This is a genomic window from Rhizobium sophorae, assembly GCF_013087515.1.
In the GTDB taxonomy this organism is placed as follows: Bacteria; Pseudomonadota; Alphaproteobacteria; order Rhizobiales; family Rhizobiaceae; genus Rhizobium; species Rhizobium sophorae.
The window spans coordinates 137,358-152,560 of record NZ_JABFCN010000016.1 but is presented as its reverse complement, the minus strand read 5'-3'; the positions used below and the strand labels follow the sequence as shown (position 1 = coordinate 152,560).

Genomic DNA, 15,203 nt, shown 5'->3' with positions numbered 1-15,203 from the left:
ATCATACTTTTCATACAGGCTCGAGCGAAACACCATGTCTCCTATCAATCTCGCCATCGTCGGCGTCGGCAAGATCGTCCGCGACCAGCACCTTCCCTCCATCGCCAAGAACCCGGATTTCGAACTCGTCGCCACGGCAAGCCGCCACGGCACGGTCGAAGGCGTCAAGAGTTATACGACGATCGAAGCGATGCTCGACGCCGAGCCCTCGATCGATGCCGTTTCGCTCTGCATGCCGCCGCAATATCGCTACGAGGCGGCCTATAAGGCGCTCGTCGCCGGCAAGCACGTCTTCCTGGAAAAGCCGCCCGGCGCGACGCTCAGCGAAGTGGCCGACCTTGAAGCGCTGGCAAACAAGCAGGGTGCGTCGCTCTTTGCCAGCTGGCATTCGCGCTATGCACCGGGCGTCGAGGCTGCCAAGGCGTTTCTTGCCTCGACGACGATTGAAAGCGTGCATGTGATCTGGAAGGAGGATGTCCGCCATTGGCATCCGAACCAGGAATGGATCTGGCAGGCTGGCGGCCTCGGCGTTTTCGATCCCGGCATCAACGCGCTGTCGATCGTCACCCATATCCTGCCACGGCCGATCTTCATCACCGAGGCGGTGCTCGAATTTCCCGACAACCGCGACGCGCCGATCGCGGCCGACATTCACTTCCGCAATGCGGACGGCCTGCCGGTTCAGGCCGAATTCGACTGGCGACAGACCGGCAAGCAGAGCTGGGACATCGTCGCGGAGACGGCAGCGGGCCAGATGGTGCTCGCCGAGGGCGGCGCCAAGCTTTTGATCGACGGCGCGCTCAGATTCGCCGAGCCGGAGCAGGAATATCCCTCGCTCTACCGTCGCTTCGCCGAAATCATCAAGGCCGGCAAATCGGATGTCGACCTCGCGCCGCTGCGCCACGTCGCCGATGCCTTCATGCTCGGCAAGCGCAAATTCGTCGACGCCTTCCACGACTGAGCGTCGCAATAACGTCATAGAAACCGGCAAGATTTGCCGGCCTATGGCAATAGTGTTCGGGGGCGGCCGCTCATGAGCAACAGAACTGGCCGCAAGGGCCGATTTTTCCGCGTGTTGAAGATTGGCATTCTTGTGGTGCCGCTTCTCAGCCTTGCAGCATGTTGGGGCGAAGAGGTCGTCATGCCGCCTGATGCACCGGGCGTTTCCCGATCCGAGGAATATTCCTTCGGATCGGCGACCCAGGCCCAGGATTGGCAGGCCACCAGCAAGGTGCTGGGCCAACTGGAAGGGCGGTTCGGAGAGAAGTCCATGCGTATCCTGTCGCGCAATCTCGCCAGCACCACCGAGCCGCAGACCATCAAGACTTATTATGCCGAACGCCTTGTCCATCAAGCCGGCTGGGCGGAAATGCCGGTCAGCACCTTTGCCGACAAGGCGTGGGCATTCGCTTTTGTCAGTCCGAATGGAAAGCAGGTTTTGGCAGTCGAGGCGCTCGACGCGTCGGAAAGTGCTGGCGGGATCGTGCCCCTCAATATCCTGACGAACCTCGACGAGGACAAAGGTTCGAAACGGTAGCGGTATTCGCTCGCCGGGAGAGCGAAGTTGGACGGCTTCATACAGCCATTCAAAGTGTTACAGCGTCCTTTGCATGTCTGAAAAGACGCGCGGCGCTGTGGCGTCGTGGCGAAACGCTCAGGCCTTCTTCTCCCACCGCCCTTCCGGTGTCTGCTGCCAATAGGCGAGGTTATGCCCCTCGCCTTTCAGCTTCTTCCATTGCGCACGGGCGGATTCCAGTTGCTCCTGGTCGTGACCGTCGAACATGAAGACGATGCGCTCATAGGCATCGACCGGCGGCGGCTCGGCGCCGTCGATGATGAAACGCACGGTCGCCGCATTGGCATTGTCCGGCGTCACGGTCAAAAGCACCGGCTGGCTTTCGGCGAAATCCGCCTCGTCGGTGCCGTGCGGCAGGAAGCTCTCCTCGCGGAAAGTCCAAAGATGCTGATCGAGAGCATCACGCCGCGCCGGTTCGCGCGTCTGGACGGCAACACGCCAGCCGCGCTCGACGCTTTTGTCGATGAGCGGCGGAAGCGCGTCCTCCAGCCTGGATTCGGTAAGATGATAGAAGAGAACGTCTGTCATCAGGATTCATAATGGGCGCGAACGAGCTCATCGAGCAGCCGCACGCCGAAGCCGGAACCCCAGGACTGGTTGATCTCGTCCTGCGGCGAGCCCATCGCCGTGCCGGCAATATCGAGATGCGCCCAGGGCGTGTCCTGCACGAAGCGCTTGAGGAAATGCGCGGCCGTGATCGAGCCGGCCTGTCGGCCGCCGGTGTTCTTCATATCGGCGAACTTGCTGTCGATCAGCTTGTCGTAATCCTTGCCGAGCGGCATGCGCCAGAGTTTTTCGTTGCTCGAAAGACCGGCTGCCGTCAGTTGGGCGGAAAGCTGGTCGTCATTGGAGAACAGGCCGGCATGCACATTGCCGAGCGCCACGACGATCGCCCCGGTCAGCGTGGCGAGATTGATCATGAACTGCGGCTTGAAGCGGTCGTTGCAGTACCAGAGCGCATCGCAGAGCACGAGGCGGCCTTCGGCATCGGTGTTGATCACCTCGATCGTCTGGCCGGACATCGAGGTGACGATGTCGCCCGGACGCTGGGCGTTACCGTCAGGCATGTTCTCGACCAGGCCGATGATGCCGACGGCATTGACGGCGGCCTTGCGGGAGGCGAGCACATGCATGAGGCCGGTGACGGCTGCCGCACCGCCCATATCGCCCTTCATGTCTTCCATGCCGGCCGCCGGCTTGATCGAAATGCCGCCGGTATCGAAGACGACACCCTTGCCGATGAAGGCGACGGGGCGATCCTTGCCCTTGCCGCCCTTCCACTGCATGATCGCCAGGCGTGGCGGACGCACGGAGCCCTGGGCGACGCCGAGAAGGGCGCCCATGCCGAGGCGGCGCATTTCGCGCTCCGTCAGGATTTCCACTTCGACGCCGAGCTTTTCCAGTTCCTTCGCCTTGGCGGCGAACTCGACGGGACCGAGCACGTTCGGCGGTTCGTTGACGAGGTCACGGGCAAGATTGACGCCCCCGGCAATCGCTTCGGAATCGGAAAACGCCTTCTTGGCACCACCCGGATCGGCGGTGACGATCGTCACCTTGACGGACTTCGCCGGTTTTTCTTCCTCGTCGCCTTTCTTCGTTTTGTAGGTGTCGAAGCTATAGGCGCGCAGCAGCATGCCGAGCGCAAAATCGGCGGCTGCCCGCGCGCTGGTATCGAGCCCCGGCACGTCGATGAAGACAGCGGCCTTGTCGGTGTTCTTGATTCTCGAAGCCGCAGCACCGCCCGCCTTCAGCCAGTCATGGCCGGTGAGTTCGGCGGCCTTGCCGAGGCCGATGACGACGATGCGCTCGACGGGCGCGCCTTCGGGTGCGACGATATCGAGCCCGCTCATGGATTTCGCGGAGAATCGGGCGATCCTGGCAGCTTTGGCGATCACACCTGCCGGGTCGACCGTATCGGCGCCGGCAGCGCTGTCGGCCTCCGCAGTCTTCAACAGGATCGCCAGGCCGCCGTTGAGCTTTGCCGACTTCGAGAATGAAATTTCCAACTTTACTGACATGTCTTCTCCGCTGGGATTCTTTGAAATCCGTCCCTCGCGGATAATTTCGCGTTTGGCGGGTCTGTCAATGGCTTGCGACAATTGTTATGGTCGCCCGCAGCCATCAGGGCTCTCATGTTTTCGTCAGTTTCGTAGATATTCGCGTTGACAGTTTTTTCGAAAAATCGATGGCGGGGCTTGGCAATCCGCCTGCCGAAAACGACTTTCGGCGCATTCATGCTGCTGTTTTGGATGTGGTGGGCGCTGCTTGCCGTCTTCCGCGCCTTTCCCGGAATAGACATCTATTTTTCCCAGCTTTTCTTCGTGGGCGCAGGTTGCGACGCGACTGCTGCTGCCGGGAGCATCTGCGGCGGCTTTCCCTATCGCGACGTCGCGACCTTCGACCTGCTGCGCACCGTCTTCTTCCGATTGCCCTATGTGGTGGCGATCGTGATGGCGTGGAAACTCGTCGAATGCTACCAGCAGCATGGCGCGACCTTCAACGCCGTACGGGCGCAAAAGCTCAAAGTCGCGCTCGGAACGCTGCTGATCGGGCCGGTGCTGCTCGTCAATGTCGTCCTGAAGGAACATTGGGGCCGGCCGCGGCCGATACAGACGGACATTTTCGGCGGTACGCTGCATTTCGTCGAGGCCGGTTCGCTTGCCGGAAAATGCGTTTCGAACTGCTCGTTCGTCTCCGGCGAGGCGGCGAGTGCCGGCTGGCTCCTCTGCCTTCTGCTCTTCGTTCCAAAATCCCTGCGTTATGCGCTGGCACCGCCCGTGGCGGCGATCTCGATCCTCACCCCGGCGATGCGGCTATCCTTCGGCGCACACTACCTTTCCGACGTCGTTCTTGGATGGCTTTCCTCTCTTGTCGTCTTCGCCGCATTGCTGGCGTTAACTGAGTCGCAACAGCATCAAAAAAATTCTGAAATTTGAATGAATTTTTGACACCAGCTTGTCGCAAAAGCGCGACAAAGAGCGTAGAGGGATTCTCCTGCAAAGCCGTTTGGGCGTGCAGGTGCTTTCAAGGGCAGGCATGAAACTACTCGAAACATACATATTGCGGCGCGTCGGCCAGATGTTTCTCGTGGCGCTCCTGCCCGTTCTGGCGATCATTTGGACGACTCAGGTTCTGCAGCGCATCAATCTGGTCACCGACAGCGGCCAGTCGATCGGCTCGTTCGCCAAGCTGGCGACGATGATTCTGCCGTCGATCATTCCTGTCGTGCTGCCCTTCGCCCTCGTTATCGCGATCACCCAGACGCTGACGACGATGAACAATGATTCCGAGCTCACCGTCATCGACGCGGCCGGGGCGCGGCGCAGCGTGCTGATCCGCCCGATCCTGCTGCTTGCCGCCGTCATCAGCGTCTTTTCCTTCTTCGTCGACAACGTCGTCGAGCCGCGCGCAAAGACCGTCGTGCGCCAGATGATCGCCGAGACCTATGCTGACCTCCTCTCTTCGGTGATCGAAGAAAAGACCTTCCGCAAGCTCGATGAAGGCCTCTATGTCCAGATCTCGCAGCGGATGGCGGGCCGCATGCTGAAGGGCCTTTTCGTCGCCGACGAGCGCGACCCGGCCTATGAACTGATCTATTATGCGAAGGAAGGCGCCGTCGACGACACGGGCACGACGCTGATCATGCATGAAGGCGAAGTGCATCGCAAAACGCCCGATGGCAACGTCTCGGTCATCAATTTCGATTCCTATTCCTTCGACCTCTCGGACATGACGGAGAATCGCGGTCAGGCGACGCTGCGCGCCAGCGACCGTGACCTGTGGTTCCTGTTCAATCCGGATCCCGCCGACAAGGACTATACGATCCGGCCGCAAAGCTATCGCGCCGAACTCCATCGGCGGCTGACCGACTGGATCCTGCCTGTCGTCTTTGCCCTGTTTTCACTGGCGATCGCCGGCGATGCGCGCTCGCACCGCGAAGCGCGGCTGCATCCGATGGTGAGCGCTCTCGCCTATGCCTTCGCGATGCGATGGGCGGCCTTCTACGCGGCCAATCAGATCGACACCGACCCTGAATATATCGCCGTCCTCTACGCCATCCCGATCGTCAGCAGCATCGTCTCGATCGTCTTCCTCGGCCTGCACAAACGACTGGTCATGCCTTCGTTCATCCGGGACCGGATTTCGTCTTTCTGGAGACGGATGCAGGAAAGGCTACTTGCTGCAACCGGCCGGATCGGCGGGGGCGCTGCCCAATGATGTTCGGGACATTGTCGCGTTATTTCTTTCGCCGCTACCTGGTGACGATGGGCTGGTTCCTGATCGGCGTCTCGGCGATTTCTTTCCTCCTCGATTTCAGCGAGACGGCGGGCCGCATGTCCGGCCTTCCCGGCTACACGATCGGCGGCGGCATCCTGATGACCGCCGTGCGCCTGCCGCTCATCCTGCAGCAGACAGTACCCTTCATCGCGCTGTTCGTCGGCATGACGGTGCTGATCGGGCTCAACCGCAAATATGAGCTCGTCGTCACGCGCGCCGCCGGTATTTCGGTCTGGCAGTTCATGTTCCCCTTCATCGCCGGCTCGCTGCTGCTCGGCCTGCTGACGATGACGGCACTCAACCCGCTTGCCGCCTGGGGACAGCGCCAAGCGCTGCTCGTCGAATCCGACTGGCGCGGCGAGAACGCGATTCTGCGCAAGGCACCGCAGATTCCGTGGCTGCGCCAGATCAGCGGCCGCGACGATGTCATCATCGGCGCCCAGACGGTTCAGGAGAACGGAACCAAGCTGATCGACGCGGTGCTGATCCATTTCGATTCACGCGGTCAGGTCATTCTGAGACAGGACGCCGCCACGGCAAAATTGGAAGATGGTTACTGGCAACTTAACACCGTTGTCGAGCGCAAGCCTGGCGAAATCCCCGTGCGTAAAGCTTCGGTTCAACTTCGCACCAATCTGAAACAGGACTTCGTCCAGGAGCGGCTGACAGCGCCGGAAACAATTGGTTTCTTTGACCTTTCCAACCGGATTGCGGCGGCCAAATCCTTCGGCATCTCGACCAAGGCGCTGGAGACGCAATTCAACTCCCTGTTGTCCCAGCCATTGCTGCTGGTGGCCATGACTTTCATAGCCGCAACAGTGTCCCTAAAATTTAGCCGGTTCAACCAATCCCGCTCCGTGATTCTGGGTGGCATCCTTTCGGGCTTCATGCTTTATGTCATCACCGTGCTTGTAAAGGCATTCGGAAGCAGTGGAGTCGTGCCTCCCTTCGTGGCGACGTGGATACCGGTGGTCGTCGCGCTGGCCTTGGGTGCGACTATTCTGCTTCATCAGGAGGACGGCTAGTGGCGGCAGGCGACCGCAAGTATTTTAGTAAACAGCTGGTTGCCCTGCTTGTCGGTGCGGCTTTATGTTCCTATTTCGGCAGCGCCCCGGCCTCTTTCAGCCAGGCCAGCGCGCCCGAACAAAATATAGAGAAGAATATTCCCGAAGGGGCCAAGCTCCTGCTTTCGGCCAATGAACTCGTCTATAACCGTGACGCCGATCTGGTGTCGGCGGTTGGCGGCGTGCAGATCAACTATGGCGGCTATAAAATGGTCGCGCAGAAGGTCGAGTACAATCAGAAGACCGGCCGGATGATGGCGCTCGGCAATGTCGAGCTCGTCAGCCCCGACGGCAATCGTATCTATGCCGATAACCTTGACGTGACCGACAATTTTGCCGACGGGTTCCTGAACTCGCTGCGCATCGAGACCGCCGACAACACGCGTATCGTTGCCGAAAGCGGCGAGCGCGTCGGCGGCACGTTGATGATTCTCAACAAGGGCGTCTATACGGCCTGCCTTCCCTGCGCCGAAGATCCGAAGCGCGCCCCCTTCTGGCAGGTCAAGGCCCAGCGGGTGATCCAGAACGGCGAGACGCATACGATCCGTCTGGAGAGAGCGCGCTTCGAGCTGCTCGGCCATCCGATTGCCTTCCTGCCGTTCATCGAAGTTCCCGACAATACGGTGAAACGCAAGTCCGGCTTTCTGTTTCCGACGATGAGCCTGTCGCAGAATCTCGGCTTCGGTCTTTCCGTTCCTTATTACTATGTGATCTCGCCGAGTATGGACGCGACGGTCACCGCCACGGGCTACACCGCCCAGGGCTTCCTCATCGAAGGCGAATTTCGCCAACGATTCGAAAATGGCACGCATATTCTGCGCGTCGCCGGCATCGACCAGGCAAAGCCGGGCAACTTCAGCTCAGGCACCAGCGATGCCGAAGCCGGCCAGCGTGGCATGGTGACATCGAAGGCCGAATTCCGCATCAATCCGCGCTGGACGTTCGGCTGGGACGTCATGATGCAGAGCGACAACAATTTCTCGAAAACGTACAAGCTGCGCGGCCTGACCGGTACGGATCGTACCAACCAGATCTACCTGACAGGGCTCGGGAAACGCAATTATTTCGACATGCGGGCGTTCTATTTCGACGTCCAGGATGCCGATCGGACGAATACCGCTGAAAAGCAGCAGGCGATCGTCTATCCGTCGCTCGACTATCACTATGTGGCGCCGCAGCCGCTTGCCGGCGGCGAGCTTTCGGCGGATGTCAACCTGACGAATATTTCGCGCACACATGATGACTTCTATACCGTCGACGGCTTCGACCGTTTCCGCGGCCTGAAAGGCCAGACCTCGCGGCTGACTGCCGAGCTGCAATGGAAGCGCACCTACGTCACGCCGACCGGCCTGGTTATCACGCCGCTTCTGGCCGCGCGCGGCGATGTCTTCGCGCTGAACATGGATGATCCGGCCGGCTACACCGGCAACTATATCGACGGCAATTCCGCCACCCGCTCGATGTTCACAGCCGGGCTGGAGATGCGCTATCCGATCTTGATGACGACGGATAACAGCACCCATATCCTCGAGCCGATCGCACAGATCTATGCCCGCCCCGACGAGCAGCTGGCAGGCCGCCTGCCGAACGAGGATGCGCAAAGTTTCGTCTTCGACGCCACCTCGCTGTTCGACCGCGACAAATTCTCCGGTTACGACCGGGTGGAAGGCGGTACCCGCGCCAATGTCGGCGTTCAGTATACCGGTACATTCGACAGCGGTTACAAGCTGCACGGCATCTTCGGCCAATCGTATCAGATCGCCGGCCAGAACTCGTTTGCGACCGATGACCTCGTCAATGTCGGCGCGGATTCGGGCCTTGAAACCGACCGCTCCGATTATGTCGGCCTTGGCGGCGTCGAAACACCGTACGGCGTTTCCGTCGCGGCCTCCTACCGGCTCGACGAAAAAGATTTCGAGTTCCGCCGCGGCGATCTGACGACGGCCTACCAGAACGACACCTTCTCGACGCAGCTGACCTACACTCATCTCAGCGCCCAACCGGCATATGGCTTCGCCGAGGACAATGACGAGATCCAGACCAACAGCAGCGTCAAGTTCAAGGATTACTGGTCGATTTTCGGCGGCATTGCCTGGGATCTGAACAATGATGTGATCAGCCGGCGGACGATCGGCCTCTCTTATGACGATGAATGCACGATCTTCACGATCGCCTATACGGACAGCAGAGATTCCGACGACGAGTCGGGAAGCGACTGGACGATCGGCGCACGGCTGACCTTCCGCACGCTCGGCGACATCAAGATCGGTACCGACACCCTCGAATGACGGGCGATCGGCGCAAACATGGCCTGAAGCCATTCTTTCGCCGTAAGCCTGTGCAGGACATTGCCGCCAGTCGGTATCTGAGGCATAGGGGTTTCGCGCCGTGATGGAAGCGATTTCAGCGTGTCTCGCACTGTGTAAGAACGCCGCGAACAACGTCTCGCGGCGCTATCGGGAGGTCAACAGATGATTGACGCGAAAAAAGCCATAACCAAGTTCCTCGCCGGGGCAGCGCTTGCATTGCTGACAGGCCTTGCCGGTCCCGCGCTTGCGGCCAGTGAAGTCAAGGCCGTGGTGAACGGCACCGCCATCACCAGCGGCGATGTCGCCAAGCGCCAGGCCTTCCTGCGCCTGCAGCATACGAAGGCCGATGCCAAGACCGCCCAGGAACAATTGATCGACGAGACGCTCAAGCGGCAGGAAGTCGCCCGCGTGCGTATGTCGGTTTCGCAGCAGGACGTCGATGCGTCCTTCGCGCGATTTTCGAGCGGCAACAAGCTTTCCCCAGAGCAGATGTCGCAGATCCTCGATCGTGCCGGCGTCGGCGTCGATCATTTCAAGGGTTTTATCGCCGTGCAGATGAGCTGGCCGCGCGTCGTCAACGCCCGCTACGGCTCGACCTCGCGGCTGTCGAACTATGATCTCGTCTCGCGCATGATGCAGAACAACAAGCAGAAGCCGGTGACGACGGAATATATGCTGCAGCAGATCATCTTCGTCATTCCGCAAGCCAAGCGCGGCGCCATCACCGGCAAGCGCAAGGGCGAGGCGGAGGCGTCGCGCTCCAAATTTCCGGGTTGCGATCAGGCAAAGGTGTTTGCGGCGACGATGCGCGACGTCTCCGTGCGCGATCTCGGCCGCATGCTCGCCCCCGAGATCCCGCCGGATTGGAAGCCGCTGGTCGAGCAGGCAAAGGGCAACACGACAGGGACCCGCGTCACCGACAAGGGCGTCGAATATCTGGCAATCTGCAGCCAGCGGCAGGTCTCCGACGACCAGGCCGCCGAAATGGTCTTCCGCCAGGAAGATCTCGACAAGTCCAAGGCCGGCAAGGATGCCAGCCCGGAAAACGAAAACAGCAAGAAATATCTGGATGAACTGCGCAAAAAGGCGCAGATCGCCTATCGCTGACCGACAATGGCGATACCGTTTTCGCGACCGCTTGCGCTGAGCCAGGGCGACCCCGCCGGCATCGGGCCGGATATTACTCTGATGGCCTGGCTCCGGCGGCGTGAACTCGGGCTGCCGCCTTTCTTCCTGATCGGCGACCCCGATGTTCTGGCGTTGAGAGCCCGCCAGCTCAATCTGGCGGTCTCGATCCGCGAGACCGATGAAGCCGGCAAGGCCGCCGGCATGTTTGCCGATGCGCTGCCCGTCATGACCATACCGGCCGGTATCGAGGTCGTGGCTGGCGAACCGCATGCGGCAACGGCGAAAGGCACGATCGCGTCGATCGAGAAAGCCGTGTCGCTTGTCATTGACGGCGAGGCGCTCGCAGTCGTTACCAATCCGATCGCCAAGGCCGTGCTTTACGAGGCAGGTTTCCGGTTTCCCGGCCATACCGAATTTCTCGCAGATCTCGCCGTCAGGGCGACCGGCCGGCCGGTGACACCGGTGATGATGCTGTCCGGACCGAAGCTCCGGGCCATTCCCGTCACCATCCATATTCCGGTCCGGGACGTGCCGCAGGCGCTGACGGGCGACCTGATCACGGAAACCTGCAGGATCGCCCATGAAGATCTGAGGCAGCGCTTCGGCATCGCGGCGCCGCGGCTCGCCGTTGCCGGCCTCAACCCGCATGCGGGCGAAGGCGGGGCGATCGGTACGGAGGACGAGGACGTCATCCGTCCGGCGATCGAGCGCCTGCGCGACGAGGGCATCGATGCGATCGGCCCCCTGCCCGCCGATACGATGTTTCATGACGAGGCGCGGGCGCGCTACGACGTCGCCGTCTGCATGTATCACGATCAGGCGCTGATCCCGGCCAAAGCACTTGGTTTCGACGACAGCGTCAACGTGACGCTCGGGCTTCCCTTCGTGCGCACCTCGCCGGATCACGGCACCGCTTTCGGCATTGCCGGCAAGGGACTGGCGCGCGAGCACAGCCTCGTTGCGGCGCTGAAGCTCGCCGCCCAGCTCGGCCGTAGCGCGGAAAGCCGCCGCTGATGGCAGCACTCGATGGCCTGCCGCCGCTTCGCGACGTCATCCAGCGTCACGGCCTTGATGCACGCAAGGCGCTCGGGCAGAACTTCCTGCTCGACCTCAACCTCACGCAGAAGATCGCCCGCACGGCGGGAGCGCTCGAAGATGCGACCGTTTTCGAGGTCGGCCCCGGCCCCGGCGGGCTGACGCGCGCGATCCTGGCGCTCGGCGCCAGGAAAGTTATCGCCATCGAGCGCGATGCCCGCTGCCTGCCGGCGCTTGCCGAGATCGCCGATCATTATCCCGGCCGGCTGGAGGTGATCGAAGGCGATGCGCTGAAGACGGATTTCGAGACATTGGCGCCGGAAGGCCCGATCAAGATCATTGCCAACCTGCCCTATAATGTCGGCACGCAGTTGCTGGTCAATTGGCTGCTGCCGAAAGCCTGGCCGCCGTTCTGGCAGTCGCTGACGCTGATGTTTCAGAAAGAGGTCGGCGAGCGTATCGTCGCCAACGAAGACGACGATCATTACGGCCGTCTCGGCGTGCTCTGCGGCTGGCGGACGGAGGCACGCATGGCCTTCGACGTGCCTCCGCAGGCCTTTACGCCGCCGCCGAAAGTGACGTCGACGGTCGTGCAACTGACCCCCCGCGAAAATCCCATCCCCTGCGCTGTCGGCAACCTGGAAAAGGTGACACAGGCGGCCTTCGGCCAGCGCCGCAAGATGCTGCGCCAAAGCCTGAAACCGCTCGGCGGCGAGAGCTTGCTCGTCAAGGCCGGGATCGATCCGGCGCGTCGGGCGGAAACCTTGTCGGTCGAGGAATTCTGCCTTCTCGCGAACAGCCTGTAGGTCAATTCCAGCAACGTCCGAATCGGCTTTCCCAGGACATGCGGTAATTTAAAGTGACGGCGTCTCTTCCAGCAACTCGCGGACGAAGTCGAACATGCCATGGCGGCGGTCGCGGCGCAGGCGCTCGGCCTTGACGATCGACTGGACGGCGTCGAGGGCGGCGTTGAGATCGTCATTGACGATGACATAGTCGTATTCGCGCCAGTGGGCGATCTCGGCGCGGCTGTTGGCGAGGCGCGTCTGGATGACCTCCTCGGAATCCTCGGCACGGCGATGCAGCCGCGACTGAAGCTCGGTCATGGTCGGCGGCAGCACGAAGATCGAGACGACGTCGGCCGACATCTTCTCCTGCAATTGCTGGGCGCCCTGCCAATCGATGTCGAAGAGCATGTCGCGGCCTTCGGCCATGGCCTGTTCGACCGGCTCGCGCGGCGTGCCGTAGAAATTGCCATGCACCTCGGCCCATTCGAGCAGCGCGTCGCTATCGCGCAGCCGCTCGAACTCGCGCACACTCTTGAAGTGGTAATGCACATCCTCGACTTCGCTCGGGCGGCGCTGGCGCGTGGTGACGCTGACGGAAAGGCCGATTTGCCTGTCGGTCTCCAGCAGCGTGCGCGCGATGGTGGACTTGCCAGCGCCGGACGGCGACGAGATGACAAGCATCAGACCGCGGCGGGCGATCTGCACGGGCGAGGATTTCGCCGGTTTCATGTCTTACTCCAAATTCTGGACCTGCTCGCGGAACTGGTCGATCACTACTTTCAGCTCGATGCCGGCGGCGGTGACCGCCGAGGCATTCGACTTCGAGCAGATGGTATTCGATTCGCGGTTAAATTCCTGTGCAAGGAAGTCCAGCCGGCGCCCGGCGGGGCCACCTTTCACCAGGAGATCACGCGCTGCGGCGATATGAGCCTTCAAACGATCGATTTCCTCGCGCAGATCCGCCTTGGTCGCCAACAGCGCGGCTTCGGCATGCAGCCTTTCGCGGTCGAGCGCGGCCATGCCATCCATCAACAAGGCGACCTGCGCGGCAAGCCGCGCGGCGATCTCCTGCGGCGAGCGCGACGGATCGGCCTCGATCGTCCGCGTCAGGCCTTCGATCGTCGTGACGTGGTCGTGAAGAATGCGGGCCAGCGCCGAACCTTCCTGTTCGCGCATTGCTCTCAGATCGGCAAGTGCGCCCAACAGGCCGGCAGCGATATCGGCGTCACGGGCGGCAAGCGCCTCCTCGCCATCCTCGCTTTCGCGAAATTCGACGATGCCGCGCACCAGAAGCAGCGTATCAAGCTTCAGCGGCGCCGGATCGATGTCACCGTCCAACTGCTCGCGCATGGCCAGCACGGCGGCAAGCGCTTGCCTGTTCAGCACCGCCTCGAAACGGTTCTCGTCGGCGGTGACGGATAGGGATGCCTGCAGGTTGCCGCGGCTGAAGCTTTCGCCGGCAAGGCGGCGGACCTCTGCCTCCATACGCTCGAGGCCGGGCGGCAGGCGCAGACGCAGGTCGAGGCCCTTGCCGTTGACCGAGCGCAGTTCCCATGCCCAGCGCCAGCGGCCGCTCGTTCCCTCGCGCCGCGCAAAACCGGTCATGGACTGCAAAGCCATGCGAGCCTCCCGAAAGTCTCAGTTGATCTTCTTCTTCTTCGGCGGCGCGACGGTCGCGCCATTATCCGCCGGCTGCTCCTCCGGCTGGCCGTCGACTGCGATGTTCGGGTCCGAACCCTTGTCGGCTTCGAGCTTGCGCCAACGCTTGACGTTGGCATTGTGCTCCTCGAGCGTCGCAGCGAAAACATGGCCACCGGTGCCGTCGGCGACGAAATAGAGATCCTGCGTCTTCCAGGGATTGGCGACGGCTTCCAACGCATCCTTGCCGGGATTGGCGATCGGCGTCGGCGGCAGACCCTTGATGACATAGGTGTTGTAAGGCGTGTCCCGCTTCAGGTCCGACTGGTAGATCGGCCGGTCGGCCGGTTTACCCTCGCCGCCGAAGAGGCCGTAGATGATCGTCGGGTCGGACTGCAGGCGCATCCCCTTGCCGAGCCGGTTCAGGAAAACAGAGGCGACATGGGCACGCTCGTCGGGAACGCCGGTTTCCTTTTCGACGATCGAAGCGAGTGTCACGAACTCCTCCTTGGATCGCAACGGCAACGAGGGGTCGCGCTTGTCCCAGATCTGATCGACGAGCTTCTGCTGCGCAGCCGCCATCTGTTCGATGATTTCCGAGCGCTTGGTGCCGCGCGAGAATTTGTAGGTATCCGGACGCAGGCTGCCCTCGGTCGGCAGTGCCGCCGGCAAGTCGCCTTCCAACACAGTATCCTGCAGCATGCGGTCGAACATCTGGCGGACCGTCAGACCCTCGGGGAAGGAAACGGAATAAAGAATGGACTTGCCCGATTTCAGCAGCTCCATGATATCGCGCATGGAGGCCCTCGCCTTGATCTCGTATTCACCCGCCTTCAAGCTCTCACCGGCAGAAAGATGCGTTGCCGTGAGATAGCGGAAGATGCGGGCATCGCTGATGATCGCGTTGCGCTCGAGGTTCGAGGCGATTTCGGTCAGACCTGCGCCGTTGCGGACGATGAAATTGGTGTTGGTCTGCAGCGGACCCGGGTTCCGATAGGTCGATGTGGCGTAGTAGAAGCCGATGACGGCGACGACGCAGACCAGAACCGCCATCGTCATGATGAAGTTCAGGAAAAGAACGACCTGGCCGCGGGCTTTCTTGGACCGCTTCGGCGGCTCCGGAACGCGCTCCGGACGCAGGGCTTCGCTCGGCGACTTCGGGATAATCGGTCCCTTCTGCGCCTGGGTATCGTTGCTCTGGTTCGTCGTATCGCTCACCGGCAATCCTCTAAAACTTGACCCTCACTTCGCTATTTCGCGAAGCAATGCGGCAAAAGCAGGTTCTGCCGCCGTTCAACGAGCCGCTGACGGTCGTTATGCTTTCGCACGCCCGCTTACGCAACGTAGAGGACGGCCGGTCTGCGGTGCAAGGGAGACCCGTCACACC

Annotated in this window: 14 protein-coding genes; 9 read left to right on the top strand and 5 right to left on the bottom strand. The window is 61.5% G+C overall.

The genetic code is table 11. From position 1 onward, the window contains the following. The first annotated feature begins 34 nt into the window (after nt 1-34). Together G9X64_RS10210 and G9X64_RS10205 are read left to right on the top strand one after the other, a co-directional pair. The gene (locus tag G9X64_RS10210; protein ID WP_168309810.1) at nt 35-961 is read left to right on the top strand and encodes a Gfo/Idh/MocA family protein; all 927 of its coding nucleotides are present in this window, start codon (nt 35-37) and stop codon (nt 959-961) included. A gap of 72 nt (nt 962-1,033) precedes the next feature. Continuing rightward, on the top strand, nt 1,034-1,537 hold the full coding sequence (locus G9X64_RS10205; RefSeq protein ID WP_168309809.1) for a hypothetical protein: 504 nt from the start codon (nt 1,034-1,036) through the stop codon (nt 1,535-1,537). 117 nt (nt 1,538-1,654) lie between these two features. Here G9X64_RS10205 and G9X64_RS10200 read toward each other — a convergent pair whose 3' ends face one another. Next, on the bottom strand, nt 1,655-2,104 hold the full coding sequence (locus G9X64_RS10200; protein ID WP_168309808.1) for a DNA polymerase III subunit chi: 450 nt from the start codon (nt 2,102-2,104) through the stop codon (nt 1,655-1,657). Further along, entirely contained in the window at nt 2,104-3,594 is a 1,491-nt protein-coding gene (locus tag G9X64_RS10195) for a leucyl aminopeptidase (RefSeq protein WP_168316263.1), read from the bottom strand. Before G9X64_RS10195 ends, G9X64_RS10200 begins: the two co-directional genes overlap by 1 nt. A gap of 144 nt (nt 3,595-3,738) precedes the next feature. On the opposite strand from G9X64_RS10195, the gene G9X64_RS10190 reads away from it, so the two are divergent. The 7 genes from G9X64_RS10190 to rsmA all read left to right on the top strand — a co-directional run bounded on the left by G9X64_RS10190 (nt 3,739) and on the right by rsmA (nt 12,196). Further along, nucleotides 3,739-4,512 carry a phosphatase PAP2 family protein gene (locus G9X64_RS10190; protein ID WP_168309806.1) on the top strand — a complete coding sequence of 258 codons (774 nt, stop codon included), beginning with the start codon at nt 3,739-3,741 and terminating at the stop codon, nt 4,510-4,512. A 100-nt stretch (nt 4,513-4,612) separates the two neighbouring features. Next, nucleotides 4,613-5,794 (top strand): LPS export ABC transporter permease LptF, encoded by a 1,182-nt coding sequence (lptF, locus tag G9X64_RS10185; RefSeq protein WP_168309805.1) that lies wholly within the window; start codon nt 4,613-4,615, stop codon nt 5,792-5,794. Then, on the top strand, nt 5,791-6,879 hold the full coding sequence (gene lptG / locus G9X64_RS10180) for an LPS export ABC transporter permease LptG (RefSeq protein WP_168309804.1): 1,089 nt from the start codon (nt 5,791-5,793) through the stop codon (nt 6,877-6,879). The genes lptF and lptG overlap by 4 nt, the downstream gene beginning before the upstream one ends. Continuing rightward, complete coding sequence (locus G9X64_RS10175; protein ID WP_168309803.1) at nt 6,879-9,206, top strand: LPS-assembly protein LptD; 2,328 nt, start codon at nt 6,879-6,881, stop codon at nt 9,204-9,206. The genes lptG and G9X64_RS10175 overlap by 1 nt, the downstream gene beginning before the upstream one ends. Nucleotides 9,207-9,389: 183 nt before the next feature. Further along, on the top strand, nt 9,390-10,334 hold the full coding sequence (locus tag G9X64_RS10170) for a SurA N-terminal domain-containing protein (protein WP_168309802.1): 945 nt from the start codon (nt 9,390-9,392) through the stop codon (nt 10,332-10,334). Between the two features lie 6 nt (nt 10,335-10,340). Further along, nucleotides 10,341-11,369 carry a 4-hydroxythreonine-4-phosphate dehydrogenase PdxA gene (gene pdxA / locus G9X64_RS10165; protein ID WP_168309801.1) on the top strand — a complete coding sequence of 343 codons (1,029 nt, stop codon included), beginning with the start codon at nt 10,341-10,343 and terminating at the stop codon, nt 11,367-11,369. Continuing rightward, nucleotides 11,369-12,196, top strand: a complete 828-nt coding sequence (gene rsmA / locus G9X64_RS10160) for a 16S rRNA (adenine(1518)-N(6)/adenine(1519)-N(6))-dimethyltransferase RsmA (protein ID WP_168316259.1) — start codon at nt 11,369-11,371, stop codon at nt 12,194-12,196. The genes pdxA and rsmA overlap by 1 nt, the downstream gene beginning before the upstream one ends. 48 nt (nt 12,197-12,244) lie before the next feature. Here the strand turns inward: rsmA and gmk are convergent, their stop codons facing one another. The 3 genes from gmk to mltG are packed head-to-tail and all read right to left on the bottom strand — an operon-like array spanning nt 12,245 to nt 15,034. Further along, nucleotides 12,245-12,907, bottom strand: coding sequence for a guanylate kinase (gmk, locus tag G9X64_RS10155; RefSeq protein WP_025393970.1), 663 nt, complete (start codon nt 12,905-12,907; stop codon nt 12,245-12,247). A 3-nt stretch (nt 12,908-12,910) separates the two neighbouring features. Further along, on the bottom strand, nt 12,911-13,798 hold the full coding sequence (locus G9X64_RS10150) for a YicC/YloC family endoribonuclease (RefSeq protein ID WP_168309799.1): 888 nt from the start codon (nt 13,796-13,798) through the stop codon (nt 12,911-12,913). Nucleotides 13,799-13,816: 18 nt separating this feature from the next. Next, nucleotides 13,817-15,034: an endolytic transglycosylase MltG gene (mltG, locus tag G9X64_RS10145; protein ID WP_168309798.1), complete on the bottom strand. Its 1,218-nt coding sequence runs from the start codon at nt 15,032-15,034 to the stop codon at nt 13,817-13,819. Nucleotides 15,035-15,203 lie beyond the last annotated feature (169 nt).

Bases quoted from the DNA above. Each gene is read 5' to 3' on its own strand.
- lptG (WP_168309804.1), top strand. From the start codon at position 5,791: ATGATGTTCGGGACATTGTCGCGTTATTTCTTTCGCCGCTACCTGGTG.
- G9X64_RS10195 (WP_168316263.1), bottom strand. From the start codon at position 3,594: ATGTCAGTAAAGTTGGAAATTTCATTCTCGAAGTCGGCAAAGCTCAAC.
- pdxA (WP_168309801.1), top strand. From the start codon at position 10,341: ATGGCGATACCGTTTTCGCGACCGCTTGCGCTGAGCCAGGGCGACCCC.
- G9X64_RS10170 (WP_168309802.1), top strand. From the start codon at position 9,390: ATGATTGACGCGAAAAAAGCCATAACCAAGTTCCTCGCCGGGGCAGCG.
- G9X64_RS10200 (WP_168309808.1), bottom strand. From the start codon at position 2,104: ATGACAGACGTTCTCTTCTATCATCTTACCGAATCCAGGCTGGAGGAC.
- G9X64_RS10205 (WP_168309809.1), top strand. From the start codon at position 1,034: ATGAGCAACAGAACTGGCCGCAAGGGCCGATTTTTCCGCGTGTTGAAG.
- lptF (WP_168309805.1), top strand. From the start codon at position 4,613: ATGAAACTACTCGAAACATACATATTGCGGCGCGTCGGCCAGATGTTT.
- gmk (WP_025393970.1), bottom strand. From the start codon at position 12,907: ATGAAACCGGCGAAATCCTCGCCCGTGCAGATCGCCCGCCGCGGTCTG.
- G9X64_RS10150 (WP_168309799.1), bottom strand. From the start codon at position 13,798: ATGGCTTTGCAGTCCATGACCGGTTTTGCGCGGCGCGAGGGAACGAGC.
- G9X64_RS10210 (WP_168309810.1), top strand. From the start codon at position 35: ATGTCTCCTATCAATCTCGCCATCGTCGGCGTCGGCAAGATCGTCCGC.
- rsmA (WP_168316259.1), top strand. From the start codon at position 11,369: ATGGCAGCACTCGATGGCCTGCCGCCGCTTCGCGACGTCATCCAGCGT.